Source organism: Streptomyces sp. NBC_01433 (assembly GCF_026340105.1).
Taxonomy (GTDB): domain Bacteria; phylum Actinomycetota; class Actinomycetes; order Streptomycetales; family Streptomycetaceae; genus Streptomyces.
This window is the reverse complement of record NZ_JAPEPM010000002.1, coordinates 797,662-816,748: the sequence shown is the minus strand read 5'-3', so window position 1 is coordinate 816,748 and position 19,087 is coordinate 797,662. Positions and strand designations below refer to the sequence as shown.

The window sequence follows — 19,087 nt, the reverse complement described above, 5'->3', positions numbered from 1 at the left end:
GTGCGCGGGGTATGGGGTGGCTTCGTCGGCCTTGCAGCAGCGTGGCCGCAGCCTCAGCGAGTTGCTCAGTGTCGGCGGCCTGCCTGCCTTGCACGCACTTTTGGGGCAAGAGGTTGGGTTCAGCCTCACGGTCACGTCAGGAGCGTCACGCTCACGACAAGAGCGGGTGTGCACCGGGTCCAAGGCCGGTGGCCGTGGGCTCCGTGTCGAGCATGAGGAGCGGACAGTGGAATTTGCGGCCCATGGTCAGTACTCGATCTCCGAGAAGCCACAGGGCGGCGACGCGGGCTGTTCCCAAGCTCCCTGGAGACAGCGGCCGCGGCGGTGTCGCCGACGGACGCGCCGGTCACGGTTCGGGTGGACACCGGGCTGCTGCGGGGTGAGGCGACCGCGACCGCCCGCTACTTCCTGGGTGTGCCCTACGCGAAGCCGCCGGTCGTCAAGCTGCGCTGGGCGCCGCCGCAGCCCGCGGCCCCGTGGCCGGGTGTTTTTCTGTCAAGTTCAGCATGCTGAACTGAATTGGGGCTGAGGGTTCAGTTGCCTCCGCCCTTGGCCTGTGCGAGGAACCGCGGCGGCCAAGCGCACGGTGCTCTCGTGCGCCTGGCGGTTCAGTTGTACCGGTGGGTCAGGGTGGGTGTCAGCGGTTGTCGTTGAGTTCCTGGTGCATCTGCGGTTGGTCGTCCTGGTCGTGGGTGAGCGCGTACTTCTCGATGTCGTTGAACGCCTTCGAGGCGACTCCCAGCAGGTCCTTGTAGGGGTTGACGCCGACGGCCCGCTGGGTGGCTCCGCCGAAGAGGCCGCCGGCCGTTCCGCTGACGAGGCCGTGGCCCGCGGCAAGCGGCTTGCCCACGAGATCAAGGGGGCTCTTGGGCACACCGGCCATGTCCGCGTACTTGTCGGTGAGTGCAACGCGGGTCAGCGCGATGTACGCGTCACTGACCCCGGGCTTCAGAAGGTCGCGGTAGAACTTGAGGGCCTGGGCGGTCATGAAGACACCGTCGTCGGTCTTCTTCCATTCCTTGTCCCGCTCCTGGTTCCACAGCCGCTCGGTCTCGTCGGCGTCCTTGGGCAGCTGCCATTTCTCCGGCGTGCCGAGGTAGTGGTTGACGTAGTGCCAGGCGCACATGAAGCCGCGGGCGTCGTCGGCGGAGACATCGACGCCGAGGTTCCTCATGCCCTGCAGGATCTGGGTGCTGAAGATGCAGGCGGCGCCGGTGGTGTATTTCTGGGAGACCGGCTCGCCCCACTTGTCGTAGTCCCACTGGCCGCTCTGCTTGTGCAGTTGCCTGACCGAGGCGTGCACGAGGCGCACCTTCGTCACGCTGGCGGCCAGGGTCCCGTCGCGCATGGCGTTCTTGTTGCCCATGTCGAGGAACAGCCGGGAGGACTGCGACAGTCGTCGGCCCGGTCCCTCGACACCTCCCAGGCGGCCGGTGGAGCGCAGGGTGAACGCTCCGGTGGGGGAGAGGTAGGTGCCGATGAGCCCGACGGTGCCTTGCAGCATCGACACGGTGCCGTGGTGGTGGCCGAAGAAGCCCTCGGCGGCCTTGACGTCTGCCTCGCTCCAGTCCGGCGGCGGGGCAGCTGCCTCCCGCAGGAACTGCGCCAGCCGATAGGGAAGCCGTGACATATCCGTGTCGGGCTTGAGCGTTCCGATCGTCCGGAACAGGGCGTTGACCCCGTCAACCTCCCTCTTTTCGAGCAGATCGGACACAAGCGCGTCAGCCGCGGGATCCCCGACCTTGCTCGCGGCCTCCAACTCAGCCGCAACCGTTGCCGATGTCAACGCCATTCCCATACTCCTCATGTATTCAGCTAAATGATCATGCAATAGGTGTGACCTGCGCACGGACGCGCTCCCGCTGCGGGGGACGCCCTGCGCGCTGCGCAAGAGGGCCCTGAATTCCCGCTCCTGCGGACTGAGCCCACCGCGCAATCCGCCGGACGGGCGTGAGCGGGAAAGGCTTGTGCGGCAAGATCACTTACTTCGATCTTGCCGCAATCCGCGCACTGAAAGGGTCACCCAATAGGAGTAAGGGGGCGTGCGCCTCCGCGTGAATCAGGGAGTGCGCAAGGGTTGGCTGCTCTGCTCCCGAAAGGTGAACCAGCGGGCTGGGTACTCCAGGGCCAAAGGCGGTAGATCGGCCGGGAGGTTGGGTCCGTACAGCCCGGGTTCCGGTGCCGTGAGGCTACGGCCTCGTCGCCGTGTCCGTCCGGTTGGAGCTGTTCGCGTATCCGTGCTAGGGGACAGCCCTTAGCTCATGTCGGCCACGATGGCGTCGAACTCACCCTTCTTGGCGCCGTCCAGGAACGCGGCCAGTTCGGACCGGGTGAAGATCAGGGCAGGTCCCTGCGGGAACTGGGGATGTTGTGCCTGAGGCAGTTCGAGGCGAAGAAGTGACGGAGGCTGTAGATGACCGTGCCCTCGGGAACGTCAAGTCCGCCTCGTCTCTTGAGCCGTTGCCACTGGTTCTGCAGGAGGTACGGCTGAAAGGGGCGGTCGGGGGCCTGCGGGTGACGCAGTAGGTAGCCGTCCGTCGTGCCGTGCTTGTCGGCGTACCACTCGATGGTGGTTCTGGTCCGCAAGGGAAGCGGGACGTCGCGGTACTCGCCGACCTTGCGGTGTATCGACTTCAGCTCGTCGTACGCATTGGACTGTGTTGCCAGGCCGACGCCGTTGCGCTCCATCGTCCGGATGAAGCCGTCCACCACCTTGTGGTAGCCCGATTCCTCGGTCTGCCGTCCGCCGGGTCCCACTTGACCTGCGGAGACGTTCCTGTGCCGCGCTTTGTTCTGAAACTGGACCGGACGGTCCCAGGAGGACATCGCCCGGGCTTGTGAGGACTGGATGAACGGGACCCGCTTCGGCGAGGTGAAGGGCTATGACGGCCCTCCGATTCCGGCCCCGGAACTCCCGACGACCCGACTGAAGGCCAGGACAGGGTGCGCTGATCCGCGGCTTGTTCCGTCGATGGCAGCGGGACGGGACCGTGGCTCACCCCTTCCGGCCTCCGCGCCGCGGGGCGAGGAGCAGCCAGAGCAGATACGCGCCCCCGGCGCTGACGGTGACGACTCCGGTCGGGAGCTGGACCGGGGCGACGGCGTGCGCGGCGACCCAGTCGGCCCCGGCGAGCAGGAGGGCACCGGCCAGGGCGGCGCCCAGCAGACTGATGCCCGGGGCGCGGCGGTACAGAAGCCGGGCGATCTGCGGTGCTGCGAGGGCCACGAACGTGAGTGGGCCGGCGACCGAGGTGGCGACGGCCGTGAGTGCTACACCCACCGTCGCGAGGAGCAGCCGCCCCCGCACGACCCGCGCACCGAGCGCGGTGGCCACGTCGTCGCCGAGTTCGAGGACCCGCAGGGTACGGACGAGGAACGGGGTGACCAGGGCGAGCGGCGCGAGGGCCACCAGGGCCGGGACGGCCTGTTCCCAGCCGAGCGCGTCGAGACTGCCCGCGTTCCACTGGGCCGCACGGGCGGCCACGGCCGTGTCGGCGCCGTACATCAGCCAGGTGTTGACCGAGGTGAGGATCGCGCTCACGGCGATGCCGGTGACGACGAACCGGGTGCTGGCCGTGGAGCGCCTGCCGCCGAGCGCGTACACCAGGGCCGCCGTGGCGAGCCCGCCGATGAGAGCGGCGAGTGCGGTCCGGGCGTAACCGGCGGTGCCCGTGAGGAGCACGGTCAGGGCACCGGTCGAGGCGCCGGTGTTGAACCCGATCACGTCGGGGCTGCCGAGCGGGTTGCGGGTCAGGGTCTGGAAGATCGCCCCGGACAGCCCCAGGGTTGCCCCGAGGGCCAGCGCGAGGAGGGCGCGCGGCAGTCGCCAGGTGAGGATCACCGTGCTGGTCAGCGGGTCCCCCCGCCCGGCGAGGGCGTGGAGGACATCGGGTACGGGGACGGTGATGTCGCCGGCCGCCAGGGAGGCGATGAGTACGGCTGCCCCCAAGAGCGTCAGTGTCAGTGTGGTGGCGGTCGCCCGGTGCCGGCGCCTGTTCCGGGAGCGACGGGCGCCGGGGACGGTGGTCGTGGGCGCGGTGGTGGTGGGGCCGGTCACCGGATCCGTCCTTTCCGGGAGTGGAGCAGCAGGAGGAGCAGCGGCGCTCCGAGGAAGGCGGTGACGACTCCGACAGGGAGTTCGCCGGGCCGGGTGACGAGCCGAGCGGCCACGTCGGCGGTCAGCAGCAGTACGGGTCCGGCGATCAGCGAACCCAGCAGCAGGCGCCGGGTGTTGGGACCGATGAGTGGACGCAGCAGGTGGGGGACCATCAGCCCGAGGAACGACAGGGGTCCGGCCAGTGCGGTCGCCGAGCCCGCGAGCAGGGTGATCGCGGCGATGGCGACGGCCCGGGTGAGGTGGGTGCGGGTGCCGAGGCCCCGCGCCAGGTCCTCGCCCATCGCCGCCATGTCCAGGCCCCTGGCGACGGTCAGGGCGGCGATCAGCCCGACGGCGACGAAGAACGTGAGGAACGCGGTGGTGCCGGGCGGGATCCCGGTCAGGGTGCCGGCGCTCCAGGCGCGCATGGTGTCGAGGGTGCGGGGGTTGAGCAGGGTCAGGGCTGCCTGGATTCCCGAGAGGACGGCGCCGAGCGCGACCCCGACGAGGACCAGTTGTCCGGGGTGGCGGTTGTTGGTCGCCGCGGCGACGACGACGATCAGTACGGTTACGGCGGCGGCCCCCGCGAAGGCGGACCAGACGGTGGCGGTGACGCCGGTGGACCCGGTGAGGGCGACGGTGAGGGTGACGGCGAAGCCGGAACCGCTGCTGACGCCGAGCAGTCCGGGGTCGCCGAGCGGGTTGCGGGTCACGGCCTGGATCAGGATGCCCGCAGCGCCGAGCGCGGCTCCGGCGACGAGCCCCGCCGCCGTACGCGGCACTCGGACCTCCCGGACCAGGGTGACGACGTCCGCCGGTCCGGTGTGGGCGAGCCCCTGGACGATCTGATGGATTCCGACGGTCCGCGAGCCGAGCGCGACACTGGCGGCGGCGACGAGCAGCAGGACGCCGCACCCGGCCCCGGCGAACGCGAGGACGCGGAAGCGGGGCCGGGTCGTGCGCCGCCCGACGGGCGAGGTGGAAGCGGTCATCGAGCGGAGGCGGCGGTGGCGAGGGTGGCACGGAGTTCACCGATGAGCCACGGCACGGCGGCGGCGTTCGGGGACTGGAGCGCGGTCGCCGCCTCGATTCCGAGCGGCAGGTACCGGTCGGACTTGACGATCCGGAGCCGGGACACGACGGGGTCGGACTCGAACTTCTCCTTGAGCGCGCCGCTCTGGTACGTCATGAAGAGGACGTCGGCGCGGTCGTACAGGGCGGCCCGTTCGTAGCTGACGTCGACGGCGCCCGGTACGGAGCCCTTCCCGTCCAGGTTCGCGACGGCGGGCAGCGGGGTCAGGCCGAGCCGGTTCATGAACCGGGCGGTGGCGTTGGTCTCCTCGGTGATCATCACCGCGAACCCGTCACGGGCCTGGCCGTACAGGTACGTCTTTCCGGCCAGGCCCGGCAGGTCGTCCTTGAGCTTCTCCACTGCTCGGTCGGCGGTGTCCAGGACCTTCCGCGCGCCCTGTTCGTCGCCGAGGGCCCGCCCGATCCGCAGGGCCTCCTCGGTGGCGTCCGCCCCGTAGAGCCGTTTCTCGTAGGCGACGACGGGCGCCACGGTGGACAGGCGCTTGTAGGTGGGCTCGTCGAGGGTGAACGCGGTGCTCGCCAGGATGAGATCCGGCCTGAGTCCCGCTATCCGCTCGGTGTTGATGTTCATCGGGTCGAGCCAGGTCACGGAGTCGTCGAGCGGCTCGGCGTAGGGGAGGTTCTCGTCCTTCGTCTCCCCGCTGAGGCTGCCGTAGCTCTTGACCGCGCCGACGATGTGCGCGCCCAAGGCGCCCGCGACGGCGGTGTCCGCGTAGCCGAGGGTGACGACGCGCCGGGGCGCGGCCGGGACGGTGGCCGTGCCCCAGGCATTGGTGAAGGTGGCGGGGAAGCCCTTGCTCGTCCCGCTCGCGGCGTCCGGGGCGGCGGAACTCTCGGTGCTCTTGGTGGCGGTGCAGCCGCTCAGGGCGATGGTGGCAGCGAGCAGCGCACCGAACAGCGGTGTCCACGGGCGGAGGGGGCGGGGCATCGTTCTCTCTTTCGCAGGGGGTTGTGTTCGCGTCAAAGGGGCGTGCGGATCGCCGGTGCGGCGGTGCGGCGGTGCGGCGGTGCGGCGGTGCGGCGGTGCGGCGGTATGAGGTGTCGGCGGCGATGACGCACCGGTGCCCTCACGTGTCACTGGTCACGACCAGCACCGCCATCAGGTAAGCCTAGCCTTATCTGGCAGATATTTTTACATGTACAGTAAGGCAATGCTTACTTCTACGAGGCCCGGTATCGGACGGGCACTGCACGGCTCGGTCGGACGTCTCGCCACAGGGATCGGCTGCGCGGCGCTCGCCGCCGGGGCGGGAGTCGCGCTCCTGGCCGCGGTCGTCGAATTCGTCCGCGCCCCGGACCCCCGATGGGTGTGGTGGGGCGCCCTGGCCCTCGTCGCGGCGGGAGTCCTGAACTCCCTGTCGTCCTGGCTGGCGCACGGCGCGGAGGCGGAGTTCGAGCACCGGCTCCGCCGCATCCTGGCGGACCATGTCTCCCGGCTGCCCACGTCCGCACTGGCCCGGCTCGGCGCCCAGGGTCTGCGCACCCGGCTCGACGACGACGTCTCGGCGCTGCACCACGCGGTGGCCCATCTGCCCGGCGAGATCGCGACCGTGCTGATCGCCCCGCTCGCCGCGCTCGTCCTGCTGGCCGGATACGCCGGTCCGTACGGCCTCCTCGCGGTCGTGCCCGCTGCCCTGGCGGCCGTGTTCCGCCTGGTGGTCATCCCGCGGCTGTCACGGCGCTACGCGGCGGACCGGGGCCGGACCGTCGGCCGCATCGTCACCGCCGTCGACGACATGGTCCGCGGCGCGGTGATCACCCAGGTCCACGGCGACGAATCCGGCGCCTCGGCCCGATACGCCACCGCGACCCGGGAGTTCGGGCACGGGTTCCGGGACTGGGTCGGACGGGTCGCGACCCCGGCAGCGGTGGCCACCGCGCTGCTCCAGCCGAGCGTGACCCTGGTCGCGGCGTTCTGCGTCGGCCACCGGATGCCGGTCTGGCAGCTCACCGCCGTCTGCGTTTTCGCCCTCGCCTCCCTCGCGCCGGTCCTTCGCCTCGGCCACGGCCTGGACTACCTCGGCGCCGCCCGGGACGCGGCCCGGCGCATCGGCGCCCTGATCGCCGAACCCCTGCTGCGTCCCGGCCCCGCGGGGGACGGACCGGCACACCGGGACGAAACCGCCGGCCCCACCCGTGCGGCCGGGGACCCGAAGTCGGCACCGGTCCTCGAAGCGGTCACCGTACGGGAGGGCGGACGGCACCTCGTCGGCCCGCTGAACCTGGCCATCACGCCGAACGCGGTCACCGCGGTGACCGGTCCCAGCGGTTCCGGCAAGACCACTCTGCTGCGCCTGCTCGGCCGGGGCACCGACCCCGACGACGGCACGATCCGCCTGGGGGACACGTCCTACCGGGACCTGCCGCTGGAATCGATGGCACGACGCGTCGCCACCGTCCCCCAGTCGCCCGGTGTCCTTCCCCGCAGCGTCCGCGAGAACCTGTTGCTCGCCCGCCCCCATGCCACCGATCCGGAACTACGTGCGGCCCTGGCGGCCACGGCCCTGGACGTCCCGCTCGACGCCCCGGCCGGACCGCTGTCCGGCGGGGAGCGCCAACGCCTCTCCCTCGCCCGCGCGTTGCTCACCGGGGCTCCGGTGCTCGTGCTCGACGAACCCACCAGCGCCCTCGACCCCGACACGGCGGAGGCCGTCATGAACACCCTGCTCGCCCTCCCCGGCCGCACCATCGTGCTGGCCACCCACGACCACGCCCTCGCGGCACGGGCCGACCACCGCATCGTCCTGGAGCACGGGGCGGTGGTCGCGTGAGGACCGCGCTCGGCGCCACGGCCGTGCGGCGCGTACGCGTCGTGGCGCTTGCCTGGATCTGCGTCACCGCCCTCGAAGCCACCGTGGCCGCGCTGCTCGCGGCCACCCTGGTACGCGCAACACCCCTGGGCTGGGCGGTGGGCACCGTGATCCTCGTGCTCGGCGCGACCGTCCTGGTCTCCCGAGGCGGCTATCTCGCCGGGGCCGCCCTCGCCACCGACCTGTACCGGCGGCTCGGCCGCGCCCTGGTCCGGCTGCCGCTCGGCTGGTTCACCCATGAGCACCGGGCGCTCGCCAACCGGATCGCGGGCGAGGGCGTGCCCCGGCTGATGGGCATCCCCGCGCATCTCGTGGAACTCCTCGTCCGCGGCGTACTGACCCCGCCGCTCGTCGTCCTCGGCCTCGGCATCGTCGTCGGCTGGACCCACGCCGCCGTGCTGCTCGGCCTCCTCGCGGTCTCGGGCACGGCACAGACCTTCGCCCAACGGGCCCTCGCCCGCACGGACGCGCACCGCCAGACCGCCCGCGCGGCCTCGACCGAGGCGCTGCTGGAATTCTCCGAGCACCAGGAGCTGTACCGCAGCGTCACCGGAACCGCCGGAGCGGTGCGTCGGCTCACGGACGCCTGGGACCGCGAGTACGCCGCACTGCGACGGCTCAACGCTGTCAGCGCCCCGGTGACCCTCGTCTCGGCACTGGCCACGGCCCTGCCCACGGTCGGGATGCTCGCCCTCTGCGTCGCGCTCGACGCCCCTGCTCCCACGGCGTTCGCCGTGCTCCTGCTGACCCTGCGCGCCGCCGCCCCGGTCGACGAACTCGCGCTCCTCGGGGTGACCCTCGGCGACACCCGCGCCGGTATCGACCGGTACGCCTCGCTCGTGACCGTGCCCCCGCTGTCCGAACCGCCGCACCCGCGCCCGCTGCCGGACGACACCGGCCTCGGCATCGACCGCGTCGCGTTCGCCCCGGCGCTGCGAGACGTGTCCCTGAACATGCCCGCCGGATCGACCACCGTGATCACCGGCCCGACCGGCAGCGGCAAGTCCACCCTGCTGAAGCTCCTGCTGCGGGGCGACGACCCGGACAGCGGACGCGTCATCCTGGGCGGCACCGATCTGCGGCACCTCTCCTCGGCGGACCGGCTCCGCCGCTTCGCCGTCCTCCCCCAGGAACCCACGCTCTTCGACGGGACGGTCGCCGACAACATCCGCGTCGGCGACCCGAACGCCGACACCGCCGCGCTGCGTGACGCGGCACTGCGCGCGGGCCTCGGCACTCTGCTCGACACCCATCCGGACGGCCTGGACCTCCAGGTCGGAGCCCGCGGCACCGCGCTCTCCGGCGGCGAACGCCAGCGCGTCGCCCTCGCCCGCGCCCTGCTCAGGAACGCCCCCGTCCTGCTCCTCGACGAACCGACTGCCGCTCTCGACCCTGTCACCAGCGCCCATGTCACGGCCACGGTCAACGCTCTCCACTGCACCCGCGTCGTGGTCACCCACCATGACCCCGAACGCTGGCGTCCCGACCGGATCGTCCGACTCGTCGACGGCAGCATCACCGACGCGGAACCGGTACGAGGAGCGCCGGGTGACCGGCACCGCCGGGAGCGGGATGCGTGACCTGCCTCCCACCGAGGCGCCGGTGGAAGGAGTGGAAGGAAGGGCCGATTCGGCGCGGTCCCGGTGTTCATGACCCGCACGGCCCGGCCGACACCGTGGGCCGGGCCGGGTCGCGATTCAGGGCGCGGGTCGCTTCGGGGGCGTGTGCTCCGCTGGAGGCGTGCGGGGGGCGAAGCGGATCGGGGCCTGGAAGCGGGCCTTGCGGGCCGCGCGGCGGAAGACCGTGAGCACGGCAGGCCCGGCCAGGCAGACACAGATGAAGTTGGTGACGGCGCGGCCGGTGTCCCAGCCGAGGGAGGTGGCGAGGTCGAAGGCGAGGTAGCGCTGGAACTGCTCGGTGAAGGGGAGGCCGGGAAGGTAGGCGATGGAGCTGTTGGGGTCGAGGGAGAACGGCCAGAAGGAGAGGTTGAGGAGGAAGCCGAAGAGATAACCGGACACGGAGCCGTAGACGGCGAGCAGGGCGACCTCACGGCGGCCGGTGGCCTTCGGGAGGAAGCCGGCGAGCATACCGACGAAGGCGCAGCCGAACATCTGGTACGGCATCCAGGGCCCGACCCCGCCCGTGATCAGGGCGGAGGCGAAGAGGGACGTGCAGCCGAGGGTGAAGCCGAAGCCGGGACCGAACACCCGTCCGGCCAGGACCAGGATGAAGAACACCGTCTCGATGCCGGCCGTACCCGCGCCGAGGGGGCGGATGGCGGCGTTGACCGCGGACAGTACGCCCAGCATGGCCAGGGCCTTGGAGTTGATGCCGCCTTCGGCGATCTCGGAGATGACCACGCAGAGCACGATGACGAGCAGGACGCCGAAGATCAGCGGTGGCGCGTAGTTCGAGCCGAATTCCCCGGGGGCCACGAGGAAGGGCCAGAAGAAAGCGACGACGCCGAGGAAGGCGGCCATCGCGATGACGGTCCCGGCTCGCGCGTTGATCCGGATGGCTGCGGCGCGTGCGGTCATGAGTCCGGGTCCGTCTCGTCGGCTGGAAGGGAGGCGGCCAACTGGGCGACCGTGAGGTACGGGAGCGGGGCGAGGATCTTGGCCGTCTGCGGGGCGAAGACGGGGGAGGCGACGATCACCTCGGTGGTGGGGCCGTCCGCGACCACGTCGCCCTCGGCCATGACCACGACGCGGTCGGCGGCCCGGGCGACGAACTCCACGTCGTGCGTGGCGATCACGACGGCGCGGCCCTCCGCGGCCAGGCCGTCGACGATGCGGATCAGTTCGCTCTTGGCGCGGTAGTCGAGGCCGCGGGTGGGCTCGTCGAGGAGCAGCACGCGGGGGGCGGCGGTCAGCTGGATCGCGAGGACCAGGGCGAGCTTCTGGCCCTCGGAGAGGTCGCGGGGGTGGGTGGTGCCGGGGATGCCCGGTGCCAGCCGGTCCAGGATGGCGCGGGCCCTGATCCCGTCCCCGCTGACCCCGGCCTCGGCGTCGGCCTGGTCGAGCTCCTGCTTGACGGATTCCAGGTAGAGGAGGTCGGTCGGGGTCTGGGGGACGAGTCCGACGAGTCGGCGGGCCGCCGCCGCGGAGAGCCTCTGGGGATCCTGCGGCTTCGGTGCACCGGGCGCCGCGACGGCCACGGAGCCCGCCTTGCGCGGCCCCGATCCCTGGAGCGCCCAGAGCAAGGAGGACTTGCCGGAGCCGTTGCGGCCCATGAGGGCGGTGACCTCGCAGCCGTGCAGGGTCAGGCCGACCTCGCGTACGGCCGGTACGCCGTGGTACGTGACGGTGATGCCGCGCGCGGTGAGGAGTTCGGGGCGCTCCGGGGCCGGGGCGGGCCTCACCGGCGGGGGAACGGTGCCCGCCAGCCGGGTGCGCAGCGGAGCCGCCGCCCGGCGGGCGTCGCGGATCGACAGGGGGAGCGGGGACCAGCCCGCGGCGCGGCCGAGTTCCACGATGGGCGGGGCGATGGAGGAAGTACGGAAGATCTCGGCGGGTGCGCCCGACACGACGAGGCCGTCGCCCGGGAGGTGGATGACGCGGTCGGCGTACTGGACCACGCGCTCCAGGCGGTGTTCGGCGAGCAGCACGGTGACGCCGAGGTCGTGGACGAGCCGGGTGACGGCGGCCAGGACCTCCTCCGCGGCCGTCGGGTCCAGGGCGGACGTGGGCTCGTCCAGGACGAGTACGCGGGGGTGGGCGGTGAGGACGGAGCCGATCGCGACGCGCTGCTGCTGGCCGCCGGAGAGCTCGTGCAGCGCGCGGTGGCGCAGGTCGGCGAGGCCGAGCAGATCGAGGGTCTCCTCGACGCGTTTGCGCATGGTGGCGGGCGGAACCGCCAACTGTTCCATCGCGTAAGCGAGTTCTTCCTCGACGGTGTCGGTGACGAAACCGTCGAGGGGGTCCTGTCCCACGACCCCCACCACGTCGGCGAGTTCGCGCGGAGGGTGGTCCGCGGTGTCCCTGCCGTCGACCAGGACCCGGCCGAAGAGGGTGCCGCCGGTGAAGTGCGGTACGAGGCCGTTGACGGCGCCGAGGAGGGTGGACTTGCCGACACCGGTGTGCCCGACGACCAGGCAGAGCTCGCCTTCCTCCACGGTGAGGTTCACGTCGCGCAGTACGGGCTCGGCCGTGTCGTCGTACTGGACGGCGACCTGATCGAAGGTGATCATTTGGGTTCCTCGGTGCGCTGAGCGGGAACGGCCGGTCGGGCCGGGGCGGTCGGGGGCGGGGCCAGGATCCCGGCCGTGCCCGCGAGCAGGATCGCGGCGGCGGGTACCAGCGGCAGCGTGGGCCAGCTGAGCGGGTAGATGGAGGGGTTGAGCTCGGCGGCGTTGAAGCCGACGTTCGTGAACAGCAGGACGGCGGAGAGGACGCCGCAGGCGGCGACGGCCCATTCGGCGAAGTGCCAGGGGTCGGGGCGGTACGTGGTCCGGGTGACGCGGCGGCCGCCGAGGCGCAGACCTGCGAAGCACAGGAGCGCGCCCGCGCCCATGGCGGGCAGGCCGAGCAGCTTGGGGGCGGTGGCGTCGAGGAGGCCGTAGGCGCCGGCGCACAACCCGCACATGCCGAGCAGCATGAGGGCACCGGTGGCCCGCCGGGAGCGGCGGGTGGCGGTACCGGCCCGGCCGTAGCCGCGCGAGTCCATGGCCGCGGCCAGCCGCAGGGAGCGTTCCAGGGCGTCTTCGAGGACGGGAACGATGATGCCGCGCAGGGCGCGGAGCCCCTTGGAGCGGCCGGCCCGCAGCCGCTTGGCCCGGTGCACGCGCTGGACGCTCTGGACGAGCTGCGGGGCCACGCTGATGGAGACGGTGACGGCGACGCCGAGTTCGTAGAGGGCCCCGGGCAGCACGCGCAGGGCCCGCTTGGGGTTGGCGAGCGTGTTGGCCGCGCCGATGCAGCACAGCATGCAGGCCAGCCGCAGCCCGTCCGTGGCCGCGGAGAGGAGCGCCTCCAGCGAGACGGGGCCGCCGAGTTGAATGCCGGCGTACCAGTCCGGGGTGGGGATGTGGGGGAGCGAGAAGAGGAAGTGGTCGCGAGGGGTGACCCCGGTGGCGAAGATCGCGCGGAACACCACCCGGATCGCCACCACGGTCAGTGCCAGGTAGAGGTAGTACGTGAAACCGCGGGCCCAGGGGGCCTCGGTGCGGCGCATGGTGATGACGTACCCGAGGACGGCGAGGACGAGGAACAGCAGCAGTGGGTTGTTGGTGCGGCTGACCGCCGTGGCCAGGGCCAGGGCCCAGATCCACCAGGCGACGGGGTGAAGGGTGCGGGGCAGACGGCGGCCGCCCGCGTCCGGCGCGAGGCCGGACACGGGCGGCTCGGCCGCGGCCGTGGTGGTGCGTGACACGCGGCTACTCCGTACGACGGCGGCGCTTGGCCGCGCGTACGGCGGCGGCGCCGATGAGGAGCACCAGGGCCCCGGTGGCGACGGCGGGCAGGTACGAGCCCACGTCGTGTTTCGCGTCAGCGGCGGGAGCCGCGTCAACGACCTGGGGACCGGGAGCGGAAGCGGCCACCGCCGGGGCGCTGGACGACGGTGACGGCGAGACGCTCTCGGACGGGCTTGCCGAAGGTGCGGGGCTCCGCGACGCGGTGGGGCCGGGCGGCGATGCCGTAGCGGGAGGGGTCGGGTCGGACGGCGGCGGATTCTCCGGATCGGGGCCGGTGTTGACGTCGGGCGGCAGGGGCGCCGCCGTACGGGTGTCCTTGGGCGCGGGTCCACCGGTCGGCCTGGAGTTCTTGGCGCGCAGCTGGTCGGGAGTGACGGTGGGCTTGCCCTCGGTCCCCTCGATGTTGGTGCCGCCGAAGATCCACAGGTCCACGCTGCCGGGCTTCGGCTTGTAGAGCATCGCGCCGAGCTGGCTGTACTCCCAGGTGTTCCGGCCCGGGTTCGCGTGCCAGTACGACCAGTACGCGGAGGCCGGTGGGGTCAGCACGCAGTCGTCCTGCTGGGGCGTCGGGTACTGCTTGCCGTTCTTGTGGCCGCTGTATCCGATGCGGCAGACGAAGGCGGGGCCGTCGTGGCCGGTGCCGGTGGTGGCCCAGCCGCCCTGGTTGAGGAGCTCGTAGCCGGTGGTGGGGGTCGTCCCGCAGGAGCGGTAGACGGGACCGCCCCAGTGGCTGAAGTCCACGGCCAGCACGACCCCGGAGGAGGTGGTGCACCCGCCCATCGGCTGCGGGGTCGCGGCGGCGGGGGCCGCGGTGGCGGCGAAGGCCGCCACCGTCAGCCCGAGCGCGGCGACCGTACGGGCCAGGGCCCTCAGGAGTCGGTTGCCGCTCATGCCTTGCTCCCGGTGGTCTCGCGGCGGCGCTTGCTGGCGCGGGTGAGGCCCCAGCCGCCGAGGGCCAGGACCAGGGCGGCAGCGGCGAGGCCGCCGGCCTGAGCACCGGTGGAAGCGAGGCCCCCGCCGCCCGGGCCGGGGCTGCTGCCCCCGGAGGAGCCCGCGCCCCCCGCGTCCTCGCCCGCGGTCACGATGACGGGCGAGCGGTTGCCCCCGGAGGAGGAACCGGCGGTCCCGCCGTCCGTCCCGCCGGACGTGCCGGGGACGGGCTCAGGGGTGGTGCCGTCGAGGTCGCGGGTCAACAGGCCGAAGGAGATCCCGGTGGCGCCGCCGACCGCCTGGGCGGTGGCGCGGACATCGGAGCCGGGCTGGCCGCCCTTGGCGATGTTGAAGCCGCCGTCGCGGTTCTGCTGGCTCGCCAGGAACTTGCGGGCCTTGGCGATCCGCGCGCTGTACTTGGGGGCGTTCAGGGAGAGCCCCTGGATGGCGAGGGCGGCTGAGTTGACGGAGTTGCCGGAGGCGCCGGGGAACCCGCCGTCCTCCTTCTGCTGGGTGGCGAGCCAGGCGACGGCCTTGTCCGCGGCGGCCTGGGAGGCGGCATCGGGCAACAGGTCGATGGCCATGGCGGCCATGGCGGTGGAGTCGACCTCGGCATCGCTCGGCTCGCCGATCAGGCTGACCCAGGCGCCCGAGGGGGTCTGGAGGCTCTTGAGATAGGCGATCGGTTCGGCCGCGGCAGCCGTCTCGCCCGCCCGGAGCTGAGCGATGACGCCGAGGGACTGGGAGAACACGGAAGTCGCGTAGGTGTAGTTGCCCTTCGCCGCGCACTCCTGGCGGGTCGAGGTCCTGGCGGCACAGGTGCCCTTGGCGAGTGCGGCGATCAGGTCCTGACCGCCGAAGTCGCGGGGGTCGCGGCCCACGGCCTCCGCGAGGAGGGCCGCCTTGCCGATCGAGCCGCCGCTCGCGTACTTGGTGCCGATGAGCGTCCAGTCGTGGATGCCCCGGCCCTTGCCGTCCTTGCCGCCCTTGTCGAAGAAGTCGACGATGTTGCGCAGGGTGGCGTTGTCCGTGCCGGTGGCGGCCAGGGAGTAGGCGCCGTCGATGGTCATGCCGTAGTCGGCGTGGCCGGTGCCCGCGCCGGCCTCGTAGTAGCGGCCTTGGATCAACCGGCTGGGGTGGGTGAGGTATGTCGCGCCCTTCTTCAGATCCGGCCCGTTGCCTGCCGGAGGTTCGGTGGGCGGGTCGGTCTTCTTGGTGGTGAGCGTGACGAGGTCGCTCTTCGCGCCGGCGACGGTGACCGGAGCGGTGGCGAAGAGTCGCGATTCGGTGTCGTCCTCCTCGAAGCCGAAGCCGCCTTCGGGGAATTGCTGCCTGGAGAGCCAGGAGACGCCGGCATCCGCGAAGGCAGTGTCACCGGAGGCGCGCAGGGCCTGCGCCGCCCAGGCGGTGGAGGCCGGGCTGCCGGTGGTCATGTAGGAGGCGGAGGGCCAGGCCCCGGACGCCAGCTGGGACTTCTTGAGGTAGCCGCGGGCCTTCCGCACGGCGGCGTCATGACCGCCCGCCCGCTTGAGGGCCAGGGTGATCAGACCGGTGGAGTTCACGTCGCTGTCGCACCACCCGCCGGAGCGGATCAGGATGGAGGTGAAACCCCCGTCCTCGCACTGAAGACCTGTCAGCCGCGTCACGGCGTCGGCGGGGGGTGTCACACCGCCGTTCAGCAGCGCGATAACGGCCATGGCCTGTGCCTCGGACTGTCCCGTCGTGCGGAAGTCGCCCTTGGTGAGGCAGCCGTCGATCGTCTCGCCGTCGCCGATGTCGCGCGGACAGACGTACGTGACGAGGTCACCGAGCAGATCGTGCCCGCCGAAGGCACGGGGATCCTTGCCGGTGGCCTCGGCGACCAGCGCGAGGCGGGCGGCGGCGGTGGCGTCGGGTATCCCGTCCTTGCCGGCCGGGTACGCGTACGCGTCCGTCTGCGCGGGCCTGGCCAGGAAGTCGGCGATCTTGCGGGCCGCCGGGCTCTTGGCGCCGGTGGACGCCAGGGCGAACACGGCCTCGGTGGTGAGGAAGTAGTTCGGGGCGGTGGAGCCTTCGTCGACGACGCGCTGCCCGTCCGTCAGCTTTCCGGTGATCCACCGGGTGCCCGCGGGAACGTCGACCGATCCCGCGGGAACGTCCGGCGGGGCGGTCGGCACCGTCGGGTCGGGGGTGGCGCCGCCTCCGGCCCGGACGTCGTCGGGGGAGAAGCCCGGCTTGCCCTTGGTGCCGCCGATGTCGGTGCCGCCGAAGACCCAGGCGTCCACGTCGCCGGGCTTCGGGGTGCGCGCCATGGCGCCGAGCGGGCTGTAGGTCCAGTTCTTCTGGCCGGGGGAGGCGATCCAGTACGACCAGTACGCGGTGGCCTGCGGGGTGAGGACGCAGTCCTCCTTCTCCGGAGTGGGGTACCGCGTACCGGAGTCCTTGCCTATGCGGCAGATGAAGGCGGGGCCGTCGTGGACGGTGCCCTCGGTCGTGAAGCCGCCCGTGTGCAGCAGCTCGTAGCCGGTCGTCGGGGTCGTGTCGCAGCCGCGCTCGACCTTGCCCCCGAAGGGACCGAAGTCCACGGCCACGATGGCGCCGGTGGTGGCCGTGCACCGCTCGATCGGTTCGGCACTGGCGGAGTCGGGGGCTGTGAAGAAGGCCACGCCCGCACCGAGCGTCAGGAAGGACGCGGTCATGAGCGAGAGGAACCGTCGTCCCGTCCCCGACTGCCGTTTCGCCTGCTGTTCGGTCCCCACCGCGGCCCCTCGTCTCTGCCGGGCGGCTGCGTGCGTGGCGATGTGCCCCCGCACGGCTTCCTTCGCCATGGGGAGGCTGCGACGACCACACCGCAATCCGCGACGGCGCTCTTCGTACGGTGGCCCAGCCCCAGGCATTCCGGCTCACCCGGGACGAGCCCGGGTCTACGGTTGCGGGTCAGCGCCGGAATTCGACCGGCTTCCCCTGGAGTTGAGCAGCTATCAGCCGGAGTGCAACACGGATTCCATGGACGCGTCAAGGTGGCACAGGACCCGGCGGACCGGCCCCGGACGCGTGCGGTCCGCGTCACGTTCCGGATGGCTGGCGGTCCCTCGACCACTCGGGTAGCGTCCTGGGCTGCCACATGGGGGAATCCGGTGAGATGCCGGAGCTGACGCGCAGCGGTGTGGGACGGCGGGGGCCGTTTCCGAGCCCGAATGCCCAAACGGCGATGCAGTACAGGAAGCCGTGCCACGCGTTCCGGACAACGGCCCTCCGACCAGGCTCGAACCGTGCCCTACGGCGGTGACGTGCGGCCTGCGCAGGAGCAGCCGGGGTCCGCCGATTCCAGGAGCAGGACATGTCCCGTCCCCGTATCTCCCGCCGCCTCGCGCTCGCGGTGCCCGCAGCCCTGAGTGCGTTCGCTCTCACCGCGCTGCCCGCCTTCGCGACCTCGTCTCCCGCGCAGATCGCCACGTCCAAGGCGAACGGTGTCGCCTACCTCAAGTCGCTCCAGGCGGCCGATGGTTCGTACGCCGGTTCCGGCCTGTCCAACGAATGGGCCTTCAGCGCCTTCGCCGCCGCCGGCACCGCGGTCGTCGACGTCTACCCCGGCGGCGACACCACGAAGAACGCCCGGACCGTCTACCGGGACCTGCTGTCCACGGCGGGCTGGCCGTCCGGCGCCCCGGTGGTCACCGACTACGAGCGCGGCACGCTGAACGCGTACGCGGCAGGCATCGACCCCGCCCGGGTGTCGGCCTCGCGGAACCTCGTCGCGAACATCTACTCGTACTGGCAGACGGCCGAGGCCGGGTACTTCGGCCCGTCCGGCAACTTCAACGGGACCGTCTTCGCGGCCCTCGCGCTGCGTGGTGCCAAGACCCAGGGCGGCGCGAACCGTATCCCGCAGGCGCTCACCGACTCGATGGTCACGCGTATCCGCGCCAACCAGCATGTCGACGGCGGCTGGACCTTCAGCAAGGCCGAGGGCGACCCCACTGCCCTGAACGCTCCCAGCGACGTCGACATGACCGGCTCCGCGATGGCTGCCCTGTGCGTCTCCGGCGTGCCGAACACGGACGCGGACGTGGTGCGGGCGAAGAACTTCCTCAAGGGCAAGCTGATCACGGGCACCGGTGCCTTCAACTCCATGTACGGGGTCAACACCAGCTCCAACGGGTGGGGTGTCGCGGGCCTGAACGCCTGCGGCATCAACCCGCAGACCGGTGACTTCCTCACATCGAGCGGCAAGACCCCGATCGACTTCCTGATCGCCAACCAGTACAACCCGGCGGGCGGCTTCAAGTACCAGCCCGCCGACACCGGCCCCTCCGCCTACTCCTCAATCGACGCTCTGCGTGGCGTCGTCGGCGGCGGTTTCACGACTGCCCCGCCGGTCCCGGTCACCCCTGGAGCCCCGCGGTGGGTCGCCCAGCCCACCTTCACCGCAGGCACCGCCACCAAGTTGGCCCTCACCGTCGACGACGGCACGGGGAACCTGAAGGTCTGCTCGGTGGCCTTCACACCCACCGGTACCACCACCACCCTCGGCGACGTCCTCAACGCCGCAGGCGGCGGGGCCACCCCGTCGGGATGCGTCACGAGCGTGACCCCCTCCTCGGGCACCGGCACCCTCACCGACATCAACGGCAAGGCCAACAGCGGCTCCAACACCTGGAAGGTCGGCGTCGACGGCTCCGCCTTCGTCGGCGCCGCCCGCAACAAGGTGATCAACGTGGGCGACACCATCGCCCTGCGCTGGGGCGCCTGATCCCGGTCCGGGTG

14 protein-coding genes, 1 pseudogene and 2 riboswitches are annotated in these 19,087 nt (G+C 71.8%); of the genes and pseudogenes, 5 read left to right on the top strand and 10 right to left on the bottom strand.

Annotation, left to right across the window (positions count from 1 at the left end; translation table 11 throughout):
* The first annotated feature begins 324 nt into the window (after positions 1-324).
* Complete coding sequence (locus OG413_RS31145; protein ID WP_323137943.1) at positions 325-513, top strand: carboxylesterase family protein; 189 nt, start codon at positions 325-327, stop codon at positions 511-513.
* Between the two features lie 124 nt (positions 514-637).
* On the opposite strand, the gene OG413_RS31140 is transcribed toward OG413_RS31145, so the two are convergent.
* Both OG413_RS31140 and OG413_RS31130 read right to left on the bottom strand, forming a co-directional pair.
* Entirely contained in the window at positions 638-1,792 is a 1,155-nt protein-coding gene (locus tag OG413_RS31140; protein WP_266811443.1) for an oxygenase MpaB family protein, read from the bottom strand.
* A gap of 545 nt (positions 1,793-2,337) precedes the next feature.
* Positions 2,338-2,757, bottom strand: coding sequence for a hypothetical protein (locus OG413_RS31130; RefSeq protein ID WP_266811441.1), 420 nt, complete (start codon positions 2,755-2,757; stop codon positions 2,338-2,340).
* Between the two features lie 31 nt (positions 2,758-2,788).
* Between OG413_RS31130 and OG413_RS31125 the strand changes: the two are divergent.
* Positions 2,789-2,917, top strand: a pseudogene (locus tag OG413_RS31125) (pirin family protein); the annotation flags it as partial.
* A 78-nt stretch (positions 2,918-2,995) separates the two neighbouring features.
* Here the strand turns inward: OG413_RS31125 and OG413_RS31120 are convergent.
* The 3 genes from OG413_RS31120 to OG413_RS31110 are packed head-to-tail and all read right to left on the bottom strand — an operon-like array spanning position 2,996 to position 6,116.
* Positions 2,996-4,057: an iron chelate uptake ABC transporter family permease subunit gene (locus OG413_RS31120; RefSeq protein ID WP_266811439.1), complete on the bottom strand. Its 1,062-nt coding sequence runs from the start codon at positions 4,055-4,057 to the stop codon at positions 2,996-2,998.
* Complete coding sequence (locus OG413_RS31115; protein ID WP_266811437.1) at positions 4,054-5,088, bottom strand: iron ABC transporter permease; 1,035 nt, start codon at positions 5,086-5,088, stop codon at positions 4,054-4,056. The genes OG413_RS31120 and OG413_RS31115 overlap by 4 nt, the downstream gene beginning before the upstream one ends.
* Positions 5,085-6,116: an ABC transporter substrate-binding protein gene (locus OG413_RS31110; protein WP_266811435.1), complete on the bottom strand. Its 1,032-nt coding sequence runs from the start codon at positions 6,114-6,116 to the stop codon at positions 5,085-5,087. The genes OG413_RS31115 and OG413_RS31110 overlap by 4 nt, the downstream gene beginning before the upstream one ends.
* A 223-nt stretch (positions 6,117-6,339) precedes the next feature.
* Here OG413_RS31110 and OG413_RS31105 point away from each other — a divergent pair, with 223 nt between their 5' ends.
* Together OG413_RS31105 and OG413_RS31100 are read left to right on the top strand one after the other, a co-directional pair.
* Positions 6,340-7,959, top strand: a complete 1,620-nt coding sequence (locus tag OG413_RS31105; RefSeq protein WP_266811433.1) for an ABC transporter ATP-binding protein — start codon at positions 6,340-6,342, stop codon at positions 7,957-7,959.
* Positions 7,956-9,578, top strand: a complete 1,623-nt coding sequence (locus OG413_RS31100; protein WP_266811431.1) for an ABC transporter ATP-binding protein — start codon at positions 7,956-7,958, stop codon at positions 9,576-9,578. The genes OG413_RS31105 and OG413_RS31100 overlap by 4 nt, the downstream gene beginning before the upstream one ends.
* A gap of 117 nt (positions 9,579-9,695) precedes the next feature.
* Here the strand turns inward: OG413_RS31100 and OG413_RS31095 are convergent, their stop codons facing one another.
* From OG413_RS31095 to OG413_RS31075, 5 genes are read right to left on the bottom strand one after another with little or no spacing between them, the layout of a single operon-like run.
* A complete protein-coding gene (locus OG413_RS31095) occupies positions 9,696-10,535 on the bottom strand; it encodes an ECF transporter S component (protein ID WP_266811429.1) in 840 nt (279 codons plus the stop codon).
* Complete coding sequence (locus tag OG413_RS31090; RefSeq protein WP_266811427.1) at positions 10,532-12,187, bottom strand: ABC transporter ATP-binding protein; 1,656 nt, start codon at positions 12,185-12,187, stop codon at positions 10,532-10,534. The genes OG413_RS31095 and OG413_RS31090 overlap by 4 nt, the downstream gene beginning before the upstream one ends.
* A complete protein-coding gene (locus OG413_RS31085; RefSeq protein ID WP_266811425.1) occupies positions 12,184-13,368 on the bottom strand; it encodes an energy-coupling factor transporter transmembrane component T in 1,185 nt (394 codons plus the stop codon). The genes OG413_RS31090 and OG413_RS31085 overlap by 4 nt, the downstream gene beginning before the upstream one ends.
* Before the next feature lie 4 nt (positions 13,369-13,372).
* Complete coding sequence (locus tag OG413_RS31080) at positions 13,373-14,302, bottom strand: hypothetical protein (RefSeq protein ID WP_266811423.1); 930 nt, start codon at positions 14,300-14,302, stop codon at positions 13,373-13,375.
* The gene (locus OG413_RS31075; RefSeq protein ID WP_266811421.1) at positions 14,299-17,019 is read right to left on the bottom strand and encodes a prenyltransferase/squalene oxidase repeat-containing protein; all 2,721 of its coding nucleotides are present in this window, start codon (positions 17,017-17,019) and stop codon (positions 14,299-14,301) included. The genes OG413_RS31080 and OG413_RS31075 overlap by 4 nt, the downstream gene beginning before the upstream one ends.
* 193 nt (positions 17,020-17,212) lie before the next feature.
* A riboswitch (cobalamin riboswitch) is annotated at positions 17,213-17,284 on the bottom strand.
* Between the two features lie 163 nt (positions 17,285-17,447).
* Positions 17,448-17,523, top strand: a riboswitch (cobalamin riboswitch).
* Positions 17,524-17,660: 137 nt separating this feature from the next.
* Here OG413_RS31075 and OG413_RS31070 point away from each other — a divergent pair.
* Positions 17,661-19,073, top strand: coding sequence for a hypothetical protein (locus OG413_RS31070; RefSeq protein ID WP_266811419.1), 1,413 nt, complete (start codon positions 17,661-17,663; stop codon positions 19,071-19,073).
* Positions 19,074-19,087: the final 14 nt, after the last annotated feature.

What these genes read in the sequence shown, in the direction of transcription:
- OG413_RS31110 (WP_266811435.1), bottom strand. Translation starts at nt 6,116, where the DNA reads ATGCCCCGCCCCCTCCGCCCGTGGACACCGCTGTTCGGTGCGCTGCTC.
- OG413_RS31090 (WP_266811427.1), bottom strand. Translation starts at nt 12,187, where the DNA reads ATGATCACCTTCGATCAGGTCGCCGTCCAGTACGACGACACGGCCGAG.
- OG413_RS31075 (WP_266811421.1), bottom strand. Translation starts at nt 17,019, where the DNA reads ATGACCGCGTCCTTCCTGACGCTCGGTGCGGGCGTGGCCTTCTTCACA.
- OG413_RS31080 (WP_266811423.1), bottom strand. Translation starts at nt 14,302, where the DNA reads ATGAGCGGCAACCGACTCCTGAGGGCCCTGGCCCGTACGGTCGCCGCG.
- OG413_RS31115 (WP_266811437.1), bottom strand. Translation starts at nt 5,088, where the DNA reads ATGACCGCTTCCACCTCGCCCGTCGGGCGGCGCACGACCCGGCCCCGC.
- OG413_RS31105 (WP_266811433.1), top strand. Translation starts at nt 6,340, where the DNA reads ATGCTTACTTCTACGAGGCCCGGTATCGGACGGGCACTGCACGGCTCG.
- OG413_RS31095 (WP_266811429.1), bottom strand. Translation starts at nt 10,535, where the DNA reads ATGACCGCACGCGCCGCAGCCATCCGGATCAACGCGCGAGCCGGGACC.
- OG413_RS31070 (WP_266811419.1), top strand. Translation starts at nt 17,661, where the DNA reads ATGTCCCGTCCCCGTATCTCCCGCCGCCTCGCGCTCGCGGTGCCCGCA.
- OG413_RS31140 (WP_266811443.1), bottom strand. Translation starts at nt 1,792, where the DNA reads ATGGCGTTGACATCGGCAACGGTTGCGGCTGAGTTGGAGGCCGCGAGC.